The organism is Vibrio sp. 11-4(1) (assembly GCF_013048625.1).
GTDB lineage: Bacteria > Pseudomonadota > Gammaproteobacteria > Enterobacterales > Vibrionaceae > Vibrio > Vibrio diabolicus.
Genome location: NZ_VHSY01000002.1, coordinates 576,656 through 591,562 on the forward strand (window position 1 = coordinate 576,656; position 14,907 = coordinate 591,562).

At 43.4% G+C, this 14,907-nt stretch carries 13 protein-coding genes; 6 read left to right on the plus strand and 7 right to left on the minus strand.

Translation table 11 applies throughout. The annotated features are described in order from the left end of the window. Nucleotides 1-30 precede the first annotated feature (30 nt). Nucleotides 31-717 carry a TVP38/TMEM64 family protein gene (locus FKN16_RS05990; protein WP_104971470.1) on the plus strand — a complete coding sequence of 229 codons (687 nt, stop codon included), beginning with the start codon at nt 31-33 and terminating at the stop codon, nt 715-717. 20 nt (nt 718-737) lie between these two features. Beyond that, nucleotides 738-1,058 carry a hypothetical protein gene (locus FKN16_RS05995; protein WP_005390719.1) on the plus strand — a complete coding sequence of 107 codons (321 nt, stop codon included), beginning with the start codon at nt 738-740 and terminating at the stop codon, nt 1,056-1,058. Between the two features lie 37 nt (nt 1,059-1,095). Here the strand turns inward: FKN16_RS05995 and FKN16_RS06000 are convergent, their stop codons facing one another. The 4 genes from FKN16_RS06000 to topA all read right to left on the minus strand — a co-directional run bounded on the left by FKN16_RS06000 (nt 1,096) and on the right by topA (nt 7,915). Then, complete coding sequence (locus FKN16_RS06000; protein WP_170902276.1) at nt 1,096-1,899, minus strand: alpha/beta hydrolase; 804 nt, start codon at nt 1,897-1,899, stop codon at nt 1,096-1,098. Between the two features lie 110 nt (nt 1,900-2,009). Beyond that, complete coding sequence (glgA, locus tag FKN16_RS06005) at nt 2,010-3,467, minus strand: glycogen synthase GlgA (RefSeq protein ID WP_170902278.1); 1,458 nt, start codon at nt 3,465-3,467, stop codon at nt 2,010-2,012. Beyond that, nucleotides 3,457-4,674 carry a glucose-1-phosphate adenylyltransferase gene (gene glgC, locus FKN16_RS06010; protein ID WP_170902279.1) on the minus strand — a complete coding sequence of 406 codons (1,218 nt, stop codon included), beginning with the start codon at nt 4,672-4,674 and terminating at the stop codon, nt 3,457-3,459. The genes glgA and glgC overlap by 11 nt, the downstream gene beginning before the upstream one ends. 610 nt (nt 4,675-5,284) lie before the next feature. Beyond that, entirely contained in the window at nt 5,285-7,915 is a 2,631-nt protein-coding gene (gene topA, locus FKN16_RS06015) for a type I DNA topoisomerase (RefSeq protein ID WP_109168522.1), read from the minus strand. Between the two features lie 438 nt (nt 7,916-8,353). Here topA and FKN16_RS06020 point away from each other — a divergent pair, with 438 nt between their 5' ends. Further along, nucleotides 8,354-8,602 (plus strand): YciN family protein, encoded by a 249-nt coding sequence (locus tag FKN16_RS06020; RefSeq protein WP_005387884.1) that lies wholly within the window; start codon nt 8,354-8,356, stop codon nt 8,600-8,602. A gap of 65 nt (nt 8,603-8,667) precedes the next feature. Here FKN16_RS06020 and aroA read toward each other — a convergent pair whose 3' ends face one another. Both aroA and FKN16_RS06030 read right to left on the minus strand, forming a co-directional pair. Further along, nucleotides 8,668-9,948: a 3-phosphoshikimate 1-carboxyvinyltransferase gene (gene aroA / locus FKN16_RS06025; RefSeq protein WP_170902281.1), complete on the minus strand. Its 1,281-nt coding sequence runs from the start codon at nt 9,946-9,948 to the stop codon at nt 8,668-8,670. 290 nt (nt 9,949-10,238) lie between these two features. Beyond that, on the minus strand, nt 10,239-10,709 hold the full coding sequence (locus tag FKN16_RS06030; RefSeq protein ID WP_170902283.1) for a glycine zipper 2TM domain-containing protein: 471 nt from the start codon (nt 10,707-10,709) through the stop codon (nt 10,239-10,241). 39 nt (nt 10,710-10,748) lie between these two features. Between FKN16_RS06030 and aat the strand changes: the two genes are divergently transcribed. From aat to infA, 3 genes are all read left to right on the plus strand, one after another. Further along, nucleotides 10,749-11,456, plus strand: coding sequence for a leucyl/phenylalanyl-tRNA--protein transferase (aat, locus tag FKN16_RS06035; RefSeq protein ID WP_048626183.1), 708 nt, complete (start codon nt 10,749-10,751; stop codon nt 11,454-11,456). Then, a complete protein-coding gene (locus FKN16_RS06040) occupies nt 11,453-12,154 on the plus strand; it encodes an arginyltransferase (RefSeq protein WP_145474280.1) in 702 nt (233 codons plus the stop codon). The genes aat and FKN16_RS06040 overlap by 4 nt, the downstream gene beginning before the upstream one ends. 81 nt (nt 12,155-12,235) lie before the next feature. Continuing rightward, entirely contained in the window at nt 12,236-12,454 is a 219-nt protein-coding gene (gene infA, locus FKN16_RS06045) for a translation initiation factor IF-1 (RefSeq protein WP_001040192.1), read from the plus strand. 139 nt (nt 12,455-12,593) lie between these two features. On the opposite strand, the gene clpA is transcribed toward infA, so the two are convergent. Beyond that, nucleotides 12,594-14,861: an ATP-dependent Clp protease ATP-binding subunit ClpA gene (gene clpA, locus FKN16_RS06050; RefSeq protein ID WP_005390700.1), complete on the minus strand. Its 2,268-nt coding sequence runs from the start codon at nt 14,859-14,861 to the stop codon at nt 12,594-12,596. Nucleotides 14,862-14,907: the final 46 nt, after the last annotated feature.

Sequence of the window (14,907 nt, forward strand, 5' to 3'; positions counted from 1 at the left end):
TTATATATATCCCAAATTGGAATCATAAATATGAATAAGAAACTGATATTAGGCCTAATCCTGGTCGCGATCATTATCTTTTTAGGCGTTAACTTTAGTCAGTATTTAACGTTGGAAAATGCAAAAGCACAACAAGAAGCGCTGACCACATACATCGATCAGAACTTTGTTTTTTCGGCAGCTATTTACTTTTTTGCCTACATTGCAATTACCGCTTTTTCTATTCCTGGGGCAGCTGTGGTTACATTACTTGGTGCGGCTCTATTTGGTTTTTGGACGAGCTTATTACTGGTTTCTTTCGCCAGTACTATGGGTGCAACACTAGCATTTTTAAGCAGCCGATATTTGCTGCGTGACTGGGTACAAAACAAGTTTGGCAATAAGTTAATCGCAATTAACCAAGGCGTCGAGAAAGACGGAGCATTTTATCTATTTTCCTTACGTCTCATTCCGGTATTTCCTTTCTTTCTTATCAACTTGTTGATGGGCTTAACGCCAATGTCTGTAGGTCGATTTTATCTTACTAGCCAAGTAGGTATGTTGCCAGGCACTGCAGTTTACTTAAACGCCGGTACTCAGTTAGCCACAATTGAAAGCCTGTCAGGCATTGTTTCACCTGCGGTATTGGCCTCTTTTGCATTACTGGGGCTGTTTCCAATCATCACTAAATGGGTTATGAATAAGGTAAGGCCAACACCGAGTCAGCAAAACTCATAATTAGTAAGTGGACGTGTTTAATGAAAATATTCATTGCTAAAAACCCAGCAGAAGCGCATATCGTGTGCGAATTATTGAAAACCGAGCAAGTCTATTGTGAAGTCCGCGGAGAAGGTATTTTCGGTTTAAAAGGAGAGCTGCCGTTTAGTGATGATACCGATCCTTATGTCTGGCTTTTTGACGCCAAACAACAAGTAAAAGCAGAAGGAATAGTACAAGCCTACCGCAAACAATCCGATGGAAATGAGTATCAAGATTGGCAGTGCCCGAAGTGCCATGAGGTAAACGAGGGGCAGTTTGGTGCTTGTTGGCAATGTGGACATCAAATAGGGGAGCCTTAATAACTCCCCTACTCCTACTCAATCGATTTATTCAGCGCTAAGCAGAAACCGTTTGCAGCTTAATAAATTCGATGGAATGTTGATTGAAATCTTCAGGGCGCTCAACATTACAAACATGACCACAGTTTGGGATCTCTCGTAAAACACTAAGCTTATGCGCCGCAACCATTTCTTTAACAGGCTTAATAAACATGTAATCTCTGTCGCCCATTAAATAGAGTGTGGGAATGGGTAACTCTCGATCTTTAAAATACTTCATTAAAGGATTTACATCAGCAGCAAGAATAAACCAACGTTTAAATTCTTTTTGGCAAAGCTTCTTGGCCTCACGAATAAAAAGATGGCGAGACTCTCGCTGGCTTCTCTGTGGCATAACAATGTACGCAAAAAGTTTGTAGAGCCACATGTACGGCAGAATGTGCTTACAAAAATTACCTAATTTAACCAATATTTGAGAACGAGTATTGAGCCTTGTGACAGCGCCACCGAGTACCATTGAACGCACGCGTTCTGCTGATAATTCAGCAAGGTTTCGAACAATAATGGTACCAAGTGACATACCGACAAAATGAGCGGATTGGATCTTTAAATGGTCCAATACTTTCAAAATATCTTGGGTAACTTCCGTAAAGGTATAACGGCTGGCAATGAGCTCTTTAAGTAACTGATTTGACTTTCCATGACCTCTTAAATCGATCAGCAATAAGTTAAAGTGTTGCTTGTAAGCTTTGATTTGCTTGAACCAGATAGAAGAGCTACCGCCAGCACCATGCACAAATACAACCCACTCATGACTAGTAGGGTGCAAATAGGTTTTATGAAAAAGTAGCGGCTGGGTCATATTCAAGTATCAAAAAGGTCGTGCTATTGAGTAAAAAGCCATCCTACCACACTCCCCTTACTCAAGATAATAAAGGCACCTTATTCGGTGCCTTTCGTTACAATTTTAAGTCAATTTAACGCCGAATTGTAAAGTTGCAAATAAGCTTCTGCGGCCTTTTGCCAACAAAAATCTTGTTGCATCGCGTGCAACTGTACTTTATTCACTTCAGGTTCGTTTTGAGCATAGAGCAACAGTGCCCTTAGCATCGTTAACAACAATGCCTGCGGTGTCGGTTCGAAAAAAACAAACCCCGTCGCTTCAGAAGGGTTCACATCATAATCGTTGACGCTGTCTTTTAGACCACCGACACCACGTACTATCGGCAATGTCCCATAAGCCATACTATAGATTTGGTTTAAACCACATGGTTCAAACTCAGAAGGCATCAGAAAGAAATCAGAACCCGCTTCAACGATATGCGCAAGTTCATTATCATAGGCTTCTACGAAGACAAATTTACTAGAAAACTGTGCAGCAACCTCTTCTAGCTGAGCGGCTAGTACAGGGTCTCCGGTCCCAACAACAACTAGTTGAACATCGTGCTTCAAAAAATCGGCCAAAGCAGGCAACAAGTAATGCACACCTTTTTGCTGGGTCAACCGACAAACCATACCGAACATGGCTACATCTTTTTCAGGCAAATTTAGCCGCAGTTGTAATGCTTGTTTACACGCTTTCTTGCCTTGCGTCATACTTTGTTGGTCAGGGCAGTAATTAACTGGCAAGTAAGTATCCGTTTCCGGGTTCCAAGCACTGTAATCACAACCGTTCAAAATACCAACTAAGTCCTGCTCGCGTTGCTGAAACTCCCAAGCCATTCCATGACTGCCAAGCTCTGTTTTGAGTTCCTCTGCGTACGTAGGGCTGACAGCGTTTATCTTATCGGCATTCATTACACCAGCTTTGAGCATAGTAATATGCGTTGTACTCACCGCAGCATCGGGAACGTTTCGACAATGAAACTCTGGCAAGCACTGCACGTCTTCATAACTAAATACGCCTTTAAAAACCGCATTATGTATAGAAATGACACTTTTAGTATGAGCAAAAAACGGATCATTGCCATACCTGTGCTTGAGCAAAAATGGAACAAGACCAGTGTGCCAATCGTTCGCGTGTATGATATCTGGCTGAAAAGCAAGCTTCGGCAACATGTCTAAACATGCCGCACTAAAAAACGCAAAGCGCTCACCGTTATCGGTATACGCTTGGTTGTTCTCCGCATACATCGATGGTCGATTGAAATACGGCTGACAATCAATCAGATAAACAGGATTTTGACCTAGCATGAGCCGCAGAACTCGATAGTCCGTATGCGGCCATGATGTTAGTTCTGTTTCTAATACAACTTCTGCGTCAGCGAGTTTATCAATACTGCTGTACGCAGGGATGGTAATTCTTACGTCTTGCTGTAGGTTTTGAAGGGCTTCCGGTAGTGCCTTGGCAACGTCTGCCAAGCCACCACTTTTAATGAGACCTTCAACCTCAGAAGCTACAAACAGAATAGATAAGTTGTTAGTAGCCAACTCGAGCTCCTTTCGGAATAACAACAATGCCCTCCTCAGACACGTGGAAGTGTTTTTTATCTTCTTGAAGATTCACACCAATCTGAGTACCAGGAGCAATATCGGCATCCTTATCGACAATCACACGACGTAAAACACAGCCTTCGCCAATTTTCACGTCACCAAGAAGGATACATTCGCTGATATCGCAAGCAGATGCAATATTACTGCGGAACCCAAGCACCGACTTTTCTATTCTTGAGCCTCTGACGTAACTGCCATTACATACCAAACTGTCGATGATCTGAACACGGCCATTATCAGAGTCTGTAAATGTCGCTGGCGGCAATGGAGGATAATAAGTATGCAGCGGCCATTTACGGTTATATAGTGAAAACGGTGCGTCTTTTTCTAGCAGATCCATGTGCGCTTCCCAGTACGCATCAATGGTTCCCACGTCACGCCAATACACCTCTTCTCTTTCACCGCTGATTTTGTTAGTACTGAAGTCATACACGAACACGTCACCTCGAGGGAACATCTTAGGAATAATGTCCTTCCCAAAATCATGAGACGAAGCTTCATTATCCGCATCTTCAACCAACTCAGAGAATAACACCTGAGCTTCAAAAACGTAGTTACCCATTGAAACTAAAGCGTAATCAGGATCGCCAGGAATCGACTTCGGGTTTGCTGGTTTCTCTTCAAAGCCTACCATGCGACCTTCACTGTCCACTTCGATAACCCCAAATTGCGACGCCTCTTTTAGTGGCATACGCAATGCCGATACCGTCAGAGAAGCCTGCTTTTCTGAATGGAAGTTCAGCATTTGTTTGATATCCATCTTATAGATATGGTCAGAGCCAAAAATACAAACTTGCTCTGGTTCCTCTAATTCCATAAAACGGAGATTTTGATAGATCGCGTCTGCCGTTCCTTCGTACCAACGCTTACCAGTGCGCATTTGAGCAGGAATAGGATCGATAAAGCGGTCAGTGATGCCATTAATGTTCCAGCCCTTTTTTAAATGATGGAACAAAGATTGAGATTTAAATTGGGTGAGGACGTAAATGCGCATTAAATCCGCATTTACAAAATTGTTTAGAGCAAAATCGATCAATCGATAGCTACCACCAAACGGTACCGAAGGTTTACTACGAGATTCTGTTAAAGGTCTCAAACGAGAGCCTTCACCGCCAGCAAGAATCATTCCCAAAACACCAGCCATTTGTTGTTCTCCATATCGTTATAGCTTGGATTTGGTACTCGCTTGAATGAGTCATACTCGGGGAGTCAAGCGAATACATTTAGTAACCGTATCAGGAGTTTCTTTGAACTCTTACAACACGATAAAAAAGCTACGGCACTTCCAGTATGCAACGTCCACTCTTTTCTTATTTTTCGACGCAAAATGCACACAGTTGCACTAATTTTTGTAATAAATTATCTAAGCAGGTTCTAAATTACAATTTTTAATACGCCATTCTGTGTTCCATACAGTTCTTGCTTACTCAAGACGATATCTAGATCACACATGCAAAAGCAAACGATTATATTATGAAAACAATTTACGAACGGATTCACTACACCACCGACTTTTTGAGCTTAATATATAACAAATATATGAACGCAAAATGAAAGTTACGACGAATGTTTTTTACATAAAAAATACGTTCGCTACCAATAAATCGTGACTCTGGTGTTTTCTAGCGACAATGGTGCTTGTTAAAGTGAGGAAAGGTCGATTAGAGGAAGAATGCGCAGGAGAAAACTGTCGGCCCCTACGCAAAAAAGGCAGCGATATCGCTGCCTTTTTACATTACCTTAATGGTGCATTTTTATGCTTTCGCTTTTTTACGCTTATCTGTGACTTCCCACTTACCTTCAACAAAGAGCGCTGTCCAACCAGATGGTTTGCCGTTCTCTTCCGAACGAACGTAGTTCTCTTTTGTTTTGCGACTAAAGCGTACAACTGCAGGACGACCATCAGGATCTTCTTGCGGTGCGGTCGCTAGGTACTTGAACTTCTCAGGTAAACGCTCTTCAAAACGTGCCAGTTCAGCAACCAAAGGAGCACGTGTCTCGCGCGATTTCGGGAAGTTGCTTGCCGCCATAAATAGACCTGAAGCACCATCACGAAGTACGAAATACGCATCTGAGTTTTCACATGGTAACTCGGGGAAATGAACAGGATCTTCTTTCGGTGGCGCGACTTCGCCATTCTTCAGAATCTTACGAGTGTTCTTACACGTTTCACTCGTACAGTCCATGTATTTACCAAAGCGACCGTTCTTAAGCACCATATCTGAGCCACATTTGTCACATTCAACAACTGGACCATCATAGCCTTTGACTTTGAACTCACCGTATTCAACAAGGTAGCCTTCACAATTCGGGTTATTACCACAAACATGCATCTTACGCTTGTCATCAATCAGGTATGCATCCATCGCCGTTTCACAGATCGGACAACGCTTTTTAGCACGAAGCGCGGCCGTTTCAACGTCTTCTTCTAGAACGTTAATAATACCTTCTTCGTCACCCAAGTTGATGGTTGTCTTACAACGCTCTTTTGGTGGTAACGCGTAACCAGAACAGCCTAAGAACACACCTGTCGAAGCAGTACGGATACCCATTGGACGGCTACACGTCGGACACTCGATATCCGTCATGACGATGTGGTTTAACTTCATACCGCCTTCTGACTCATCCAGCTCCGCTTTTTCAAGATCGCCAGTAAAATCAGCAAAGAAGCTGTCTAACACAGCTTTCCAGTTCACTTCACCTTCAGCGATTTGGTCCAATTTCTGTTCCATACGCGCAGTAAAGTCGTAGTTCATCAAATCATTAAAGCTGTCATCAAGGCGGTCAGTAACAATTTCACCCATTTTTTCAGCGTAGAAACGGCGCTGATCAACTTTCACGTAACCACGATCTTGAATCGTAGAAATGATCGATGCGTAAGTCGACGGACGACCAATGCCTCGTTTCTCCAGCTCTTTAACCAGTGCTGCTTCAGTGTAGCGCGCAGGTGGCTTTGTAAAGTGCTGTTTAGGGTCAAGTGACTCTAAGCTTAGCTTATCGCCAAGTTGTACCGCAGGAAGGATTGTATCCTCGTTTTTGCCCATTGGACGTTGTACACGAGTCCAGCCGTCAAATTTAAGGATACGGCCTTTCGCTTTAAGCGTGTATTCTGCCGCTTTTACACTGATGGTTGTTGAATCGTATTCTGCTGGCGTCATTTGACACGCGACAAACTGATTCCAAATCAAAGCGTAAAGTTTGTGCGCATCAGCATCGACACCTTGCAGGTCTTCCGCTTTAACACCCACATTTGAAGGACGGATCGCTTCGTGCGCTTCCTGTGCCCCTTCTTTACTGCCATACGTCAGCGGTTTCGCTGGTAAGTACTTATCACCAAACTCAGAACCAATAAAGTCACGTACAGCGTCCACAGCCTCGGCACTTAGGTTAGTCGAGTCCGTACGCATATAAGTGATGTAACCGGCCTCATAGAGGCGCTGAGCTAGCATCATGGTCTTTTTCACGCCGTAGCCAAGACGTGTACTCGCTGCCTGTTGAAGCGTAGAGGTGATGTAAGGTGCTGAAGGCTTGCTCTTCGTCGGGCGATCTTCACGCTTACATACTTCGTAACTTGCATTCTCAAGCACAGACATCGCTGCTTTGGTTTCTGCCTCATTAACTGGCTTAAACGCAGAACCATCTTTCTGAGCAACAAGTAGTTTAAAGTCCGCTTTGTCTTTCGTTTTCGTATTCGCATGAATATCCCAGAATTCTTCTGGTACAAACGCGTTAATCTCACGCTCACGCTCAACTAATAGTTTCACCGCAACAGACTGCACGCGACCAGCAGATAAACCACGAGCCACTTTCTTCCAAAGTAGAGGTGAAACCATAAAACCAACGACACGGTCCATGAAGCGACGTGCTTGTTGGGCATTTACACCATCCATGTTCAGCTCACCAGGTGTCTGGAAAGCTTGTTGGATCGCGTTTTTCGTAATTTCGTTAAAAACTACACGTTTGTATCGCTCTTCATCGCCACCGATGATCTCACGAAGGTGCCATGCGATTGCTTCCCCTTCGCGGTCCAAATCGGTTGCGAGATAAACGCAATCTGCGTCTTTGGCGAGTTTTTGTAGTTCGTTGACAACTTTTTCTTTACCTGGAAGGATTTGGTAATTCGCTTCCCAGTCATGATATGGGTTAATCCCCATTTTTTTGATCAACGCTTTGCGGTCTTTCTCTTTTTTAACGCGCGCTTTCTCTTCCGGACTCATCCCTTTTGTTGAGATGGCTGCGGCTTTTTTCTCACCAGTGCTTTGACCGGCCGTAGGCAGATCACGCACATGACCAACACTAGACTTAACAATAAAGTCTTTACCAAGATACTTATTTATCGTCTTTGCCTTGGCTGGTGACTCCACTATAACGAGTGATTTACCCATAACTGACTCTAACGTCCTTCATAATAATGCGGGTAGAAACCTTGTTTAAAGGCCACCCGCATAATGTTCTATTTCATTGCTTCTTTTTTTACTATTGTGCGAGATGAAAAGAAGATCAACTGCTTTTTTGAAATTCAGATCCGATTGGTTGACAATTCATCGTCTTTATACTTCAAAGAGACAGGGTTCTGAAAGGTATTGAGCGGCATATCTAAACAGGCAAACTTAGCATCCGCTAATCCAATGCAATAAATTTTGTTACGCATCACAAAATAGTTTCGTTCAGTGGCTCTGTCATACTCCTCCAACTAATCATACTTACACTCTAAAAATTGATCTGTTTAGGCTAAGTGAACGATTGACTGAATTAATCATGCAAACCCATTTTAGTTGTAGGTATACTCAGCGTTCTCAACTGAAATGAATGGTAGAAAAAGTATGTCTGATAGAACGTTTATCGAAGAGTTCGACCTTCTTTTGATCGCTAACCAAATCATCCAAGAGCACGATGATTACATCGAAGGGATGCGAGCAACAAGCGTAGAAGAAAAAGAAGGTGTTTTAGTTTTTAAAGGTGAATACTTCCTTGATGACAAAGGTTTACCAACTTCAAATACGACTGCAGTATTCAATATGTTCAAATACTTAGCGCACCACCTTTCCAAGGAATTTACGCTGGTTAAATAGTAGCGGAAAACAAAAAAAGCCAGAGTGTTATTCACTCTGGCTTTTTTTGTTTCAGGTCAGAATATTTAGCAGCTTAAAGCCTTAAGTTTGTCGAAGTAGTCAGGGAACGTTTTCGACGTACACTTTGGATCGTTAATCGTCACAGGCGTATCACTAAGTGCCACCAGCGAAAAACACATCGCCATTCGATGATCATCGTAAGTATCAATTGCAGCATGCTTTAACTGAGAGACAGGTTTGACAATGATGTAGTCTTCCCCTTCTTCCACTTCCGCACCAACTTTACGTAATTCCGTCGCCATAGCTGACAAACGGTCTGTTTCTTTTACACGCCAGTTATAAACGTTACGAATAGCAGTAGTGCCTTCGGCAAATAGCGCTGTTGTCGCGATGGTCATTGCAGCATCAGGGATATGGTTGTAATCCATATCGATGCCTTTCAATTGACCAGCACGTGAAATTACGTAGTCATCACCCCATTCAATTTCTGCACCCATTTTTTCAAGCGCATCAGCAAATTGAATATCACCTTGAATGCTGTTTTTACCGATACCCGTGACTTTAACTTCTCCGCCTTTGATGGCTGCCGCCGCCAAGAAGTAAGAAGCAGAAGACGCGTCACCTTCAACCAAGAAATCACCTGGAGCGATGTATTGCTGACCGGCAGGAATCACAAACTCTTGATAGTCGTTGTTGATCACATCGACCCCAAACTGCTTCATGATATGCAGGGTGATATCGATATAAGGCTTAGAAACCAACTCGCCTTCGGTGTTGATGCGAATTTCACCTTCAGCCAATGGCGCAGACATTAAGAAAGCGGTCAAGAACTGACTTGAAATGGATCCATCGATAGAAACTGTACCTGCTTTTAGACCAGTACCGACTATTTTGAGAGGCGGAAAGTTCTCGTTTTCCATGAACTCAACGTTCGCACCAGCATCTTTCAGTGCCGTGACAAGGTGACCAATTGGACGCTCTTTCATACGAGGTTCGCCCGTCAGTACATACTCCCCTTCTCCAAGACAAAGAGCCGCAGCTAATGGTCGCATCGCAGTGCCAGCATTACCGAGAAATAACTCTACCGGTTCTGAGACAGAAAACGGACGCCCAAGGCCTTCAACGAGACATTCTGTTTTATCTTCGGAAAGTTGGTATTGAACGCCGAGTTTAGTCAGCGCATTCAGCATATGACGGATATCATCACTGTCGAGGAGGTTAGTAAGGCGAGTTCTGCCTTTAGCAAGAGCAGCAAGTAAAAGAGCTCGATTAGAAACGCTTTTAGAGCCAGGAAGGTTCACTTCCCCTTGAATTTTATTGATAGGTTGTAACGTTAGGCTTTCCATTAAAAGTTGATAATCCTTTGTGCCCTCAACATACGATTTTTTATGAGAGCTAAACAATTCTTCGTGAATTCAGACTACCCAAAAAAACACGACAAAACCAGAGCAAATCGGCGCTAATTTATGAATATACTCAAGTAGCCTAAAGATGCAGAATTAAAGGCATTGCCAGCGATGTAAATAAGAGCGAAAGAGGCGCGACGAAACAGCAAGCTATTTCGACTTTATTTGACGATAAGCCAGCCCTACTGTGCATGCCTGGTTAGGCTACCTTAGGTTAAAATAACATAGGATTAATAGGCGATATCAACCCTGACTCCATCATCAAAATATAAGATACGAACTTCATCCCCTCGACTAAATAGCATATTTTTATCAACATCTTGGATAACATTAATCAGCTTGTCGCCCTTCACTTTAATGAGTAGCTCAACTAACTTATATTCAACCGTGTATTGGTAATTACTTTGATTTTGTGCAACCGCTGCAAGTGCACCCACTGCCGTCGCAACTTCTCGTCCAGTACCACCACCAAATTGATTGCCGACTAAACCGCCTATTGTGGCACCAAGTAGCGTTTTCCAACCATTATTTTTCGATTGAACGACCTCTTGCTGAGTAATATAACGGACAGAGTCAATCTTCCCATACACCACTTCATTTACCGGCTTGGCAACATTTCTTTCATATGCTGCGTTGGCGGCAAGTGGGAAAAACAGTATGATCCAAAGCCATACTTTCACAATATTTCTTGACCAGGTCATCATAAACTCCTCTGACTCTAATGTTGGTAACGACTTCTTATGGCTATTTATTTAACTGAACTCGATGATACGTTCAACTTTCCCTCTCCGTATAAAGCACTCAGCGATCCCAATGGTTTGCTTGCTTTTGGCGGTGACTTAGATCCCATGAGAATCCTCAATGGTTACTATCAAGGCATTTTCCCTTGGTATGGTCCTGGAGAACCTATTCTATGGTGGAGCCCTTCCCCACGCGCTGTTTTTGATCCCTTAGCGTTTAAACCGTCTAAAAGTCTCAAAAAATTTCAGCGTAAACATAACTATAAAGTAACGCTCAATTTCGCGACAGAAGAAGTGATTAGACTATGTTCATCAACACGTCCTGCAGAGGAAACTTGGCTCAACGAGGAAATGCAAGCGTCTTACATTGAGTTAGCTAAACTTGGTCACTGTCACTCTGTAGAAGTATGGCATGACAACGAGCTCATTGGGGGACTATATGGCATCTGCGTTGGTCAACTTTTTTGCGGAGAGTCGATGTTTAGCCTAAAAGATAACGCATCTAAAATTGCATTGTGGTACTTATGCAACCATTTGGCGTCAAAGCAAGGTCAATTAATCGATTGTCAGGTTATGAACTCGCACTTGGCATCACTTGGCGCATTTGAACTAGAGCGTAACGAGTTTATGCAAAAACTACTATCTTTAAGAGAAAAACAAACACTATTTGATACCTATAAGCCCCAAGTTTTGCAGGATTCAGTATGAGTACGGATATACAACATATTCGAATTGGATTAACGAATAATCACCCTTGCAGTTACTTGCCTGAACGGCAAGAGCGTGTGGCGGTGGCACTTGATGCAGGGCTGCATACTGAAGAAAACTATCAACTACTGATGGCTAACGGTTTTCGTCGTAGTGGAGATACCATATATAAACCGCACTGCGAGCATTGCACCGCTTGCCAGCCAATTCGAGTCTCGATTCCAGACGTTAGACTATCAAAAAGTCAGAAGAGGCTGCTCAGTAAAGCACAGCCTTTACGTTGGGAAATGAAACCCGAAATGGATGAGGAATGGTTTGCGCTTTACAGTCGGTACATCTGCAAACGGCATAAAAACGGCACTATGTATCCACCAAAGCGTGATGAATTTTATCGGTTTGCCCAAACCAGCTGGTTGACCACTTCATTTTTGCATATTTACGATGAGTCAAATCAATTACTCGCCATTGCGGTAACGGATGTAATGACTCAATGTTCGAGTGCATTTTATACTTTTTTTGACCCTGACTACCCGTTATCTCTTGGCACTTTGGCAGTGCTCTATCAAATAAAATACTGCCAAGAAAACAAACAACAGTGGCTTTATTTGGGTTATCAGATTGATGAGTGTCCAGCAATGAACTACAAAACACGCTTTCAACGCCACCAAAGGCTAGTAAATCAGCGTTGGCGAGGGTAGAATACGCCTCAACTTTACATAATTACTATTTAGCGGCAGAATATAGCCCGCTAATATTGCCTAATTTCTAAAGAGGATTAAATGGCTAAAGAAGACGTAATCGAGATGCAAGGCACGGTCCTTGACACTCTACCAAACACTATGTTCCGTGTTGAACTTGAAAACGGTCACGTTGTGACTGCTCACATCTCTGGCAAGATGCGTAAGAACTACATCCGTATCCTAACGGGTGACAAAGTAACTGTAGAGATGACTCCATACGACCTGTCAAAAGGCCGCATCGTCTTCCGCGCTCGTTAATCTCTGATTTTCGGATGCAATAAAAAACGGAGCAAACTGCTCCGTTTTTTATTGCATGATTTTTATTTCCGAGTAGGTTCAGGCAAACAAAAAGCGCACGATAAAATCGTGCGCTTTTACTTCCCTTACGGGGCAGCGATTAATGCATCGCTGCCTCTTTCTCACTCAAATATTCAAATTTAAGTGTGTCATTCACTAGCGTTACTTTCACAGTGCCGCCGTCGACTAGAGAGCCAAACAACAATTCATTAGCCAAAGGTTTCTTAAGTTGCTCTTGGATAACGCGTCCCATTGGGCGAGCACCCATCGCCTTATCATAACCTTTATTCGCTAACCAATGGCGTGCATCTTGCGATACCTCCATTGATACACCACGGGCATCAAGTTGCACCTGCAGTTCAACAATAAACTTATCAACAACTTGATGGATAACGCTTTCATCAAGGCTGTTAAACCAGATGATGTTATCAAGACGGTTACGGAACTCAGGAGTGAACACCTTCTTAATTTCCGCCATCGCATCGTGACTGTTGTCTTGCTGAATCAAACCAATTGATTTCTTCTCAGTTTCAGCCACACCCGCGTTGGTTGTCATAACGAGGATGACATTACGGAAGTCTGCTTTACGACCGTTGTTGTCCGTTAGAGTACCATTATCCATCACTTGCAATAGCAAATTAAAGATATCTGGATGCGCTTTCTCAATCTCATCAAGCAATACTACTGAATGTGGGTGCTTGATAACAGCGTCTGTCAGCAAACCACCTTGGTCGTAACCGACATAACCAGGAGGCGCACCAATTAAGCGACTCACGGAGTGACGCTCACCATATTCCGACATATCAAAACGAAGTAGCTCGATCCCTAGAAGCTTAGATAGCTGCACCGTCACCTCTGTTTTACCCACCCCAGTAGGGCCAGCAAACAAGAATGAACCAACTGGTTTGTTATCCACGCCCAAACCTGCACGTGTCAGCTTGATCGCTTCGGATAATGCATCAATCGCATTATCTTGACCAAATACCAACATCTTCATCTTGCTATCTAGGTTCTTCAAGATGTCTTTATCTGAAGAAGAAACCGACTTCTCTGGGATTCGTGCCATCTTGGCAACCATCGCTTCGATATCGGCAACACCAACCGTTTTCTTACGGCGGCTTGCAGGAGCAAGACGACTGCGAGCGCCAGCTTCATCAATGACATCAATGGCTTTATCTGGTAAATGACGTTCATTGATGTATTTCGCCGAAAGTTCTACCGCGGCACGCAGTGCTTTATTGGTGTAACGTACTTCATGGTGTGCTTCGTACTTCGGCTTCAAGCCCATCAAGATTTTAGTTGTGTCATCCAGAGAAGGTTCTACAACGTCAATCTTTTGGAAGCGACGGGACAACGCACGCTCTTTCTCGAAAATGTTGCTGTATTCTTGGTATGTAGTCGAGCCGATACAACGCAACTTACCGCTACTTAGTAGAGGTTTGATAAGGTTTGCGGCATCAACTTGACCACCAGAAGCCGCACCCGCACCGATGATTGTGTGTATCTCATCGATGAACAAAATTGCATCTTCTTCTTTTTCAAGCTGTTTCAAAATCGCCTTGAAGCGTTTTTCAAAATCACCACGGTACTTAGTACCAGCCAATAGAGAACCAATATCCAATGAGTAAATCACGCTGTTTTGAATAACTTCCGGGACCTGCCCTTCTACAATTCGCCAAGCAAGACCTTCTGCGATGGCTGTTTTACCTACCCCGGCTTCACCCACTAATAATGGGTTATTCTTGCGGCGGCGGCAAAGTACTTGAATAGTGCGCTCTAGCTCTTTATCGCGACCAATCAGTGGATCGATATTGCCATCTTTAGCGACCTGATTAAGGTTAGTCGCAAAGCTTTCCAAACGTTCTTCAGAATTCGGCTCTTCGACACTCTCTGAACTGAACGAATCTGATGATGGGTCTTCGCTTGCACCTGACGCTTTAGTAATACCATGGGAGATAAAGTTAACAATATCTAATCGGGAGATGTCGTTTTTCTTCAGTAGGTAGGCGGCATGCGACTCTTGCTCACTGAAGATCGCCACAAGCACGTTTGCACCTGTTACTTCGTTGCGGCCAGACGACTGTACATGAAAGACGGCGCGTTGTAGCACACGTTGAAAACTCAAAGTCGGCTGGGTTTCACGCGTCTCATCACTGTCTGGGATAAGAGGCGTAGTTTGATCGATGAATATATCGAGTTCGTTACGTAAAGCGTCAAGATCCGCTTTACAAGCTAAAAGGGCTTCCTTAGCTGCATCATTTTCCAATAATGCAAGTAGGAGGTGTTCGACAGTCATAAACTCGTGGCGTTTATCTCGCGCCCGAGCAAATGCACCGTTAAGGCTTGACTCTAGTTCTTTATTTAGCATAAGTACCTCCCGAAAAAACAACTTGGGTTGTTCGAGCAAGTCTTCT

Coding starts and splice junctions, on each gene's coding strand:
- FKN16_RS05990 (WP_104971470.1), top strand. CDS start 31: ATGAATAAGAAACTGATATTAGGCCTAATCCTGGTCGCGATCATTATC.
- FKN16_RS05995 (WP_005390719.1), top strand. CDS start 738: ATGAAAATATTCATTGCTAAAAACCCAGCAGAAGCGCATATCGTGTGC.
- FKN16_RS06000 (WP_170902276.1), bottom strand. CDS start 1,899: ATGACCCAGCCGCTACTTTTTCATAAAACCTATTTGCACCCTACTAGT.
- glgC (WP_170902279.1), bottom strand. CDS start 4,674: ATGGCTGGTGTTTTGGGAATGATTCTTGCTGGCGGTGAAGGCTCTCGT.
- topA (WP_109168522.1), bottom strand. CDS start 7,915: ATGGGTAAATCACTCGTTATAGTGGAGTCACCAGCCAAGGCAAAGACG.
- FKN16_RS06020 (WP_005387884.1), top strand. CDS start 8,354: ATGTCTGATAGAACGTTTATCGAAGAGTTCGACCTTCTTTTGATCGCT.
- aroA (WP_170902281.1), bottom strand. CDS start 9,948: ATGGAAAGCCTAACGTTACAACCTATCAATAAAATTCAAGGGGAAGTG.
- FKN16_RS06030 (WP_170902283.1), bottom strand. CDS start 10,709: ATGACCTGGTCAAGAAATATTGTGAAAGTATGGCTTTGGATCATACTG.
- aat (WP_048626183.1), top strand. CDS start 10,749: ATGGCTATTTATTTAACTGAACTCGATGATACGTTCAACTTTCCCTCT.
- FKN16_RS06040 (WP_145474280.1), top strand. CDS start 11,453: ATGAGTACGGATATACAACATATTCGAATTGGATTAACGAATAATCAC.
- infA (WP_001040192.1), top strand. CDS start 12,236: ATGGCTAAAGAAGACGTAATCGAGATGCAAGGCACGGTCCTTGACACT.
- clpA (WP_005390700.1), bottom strand. CDS start 14,861: ATGCTAAATAAAGAACTAGAGTCAAGCCTTAACGGTGCATTTGCTCGG.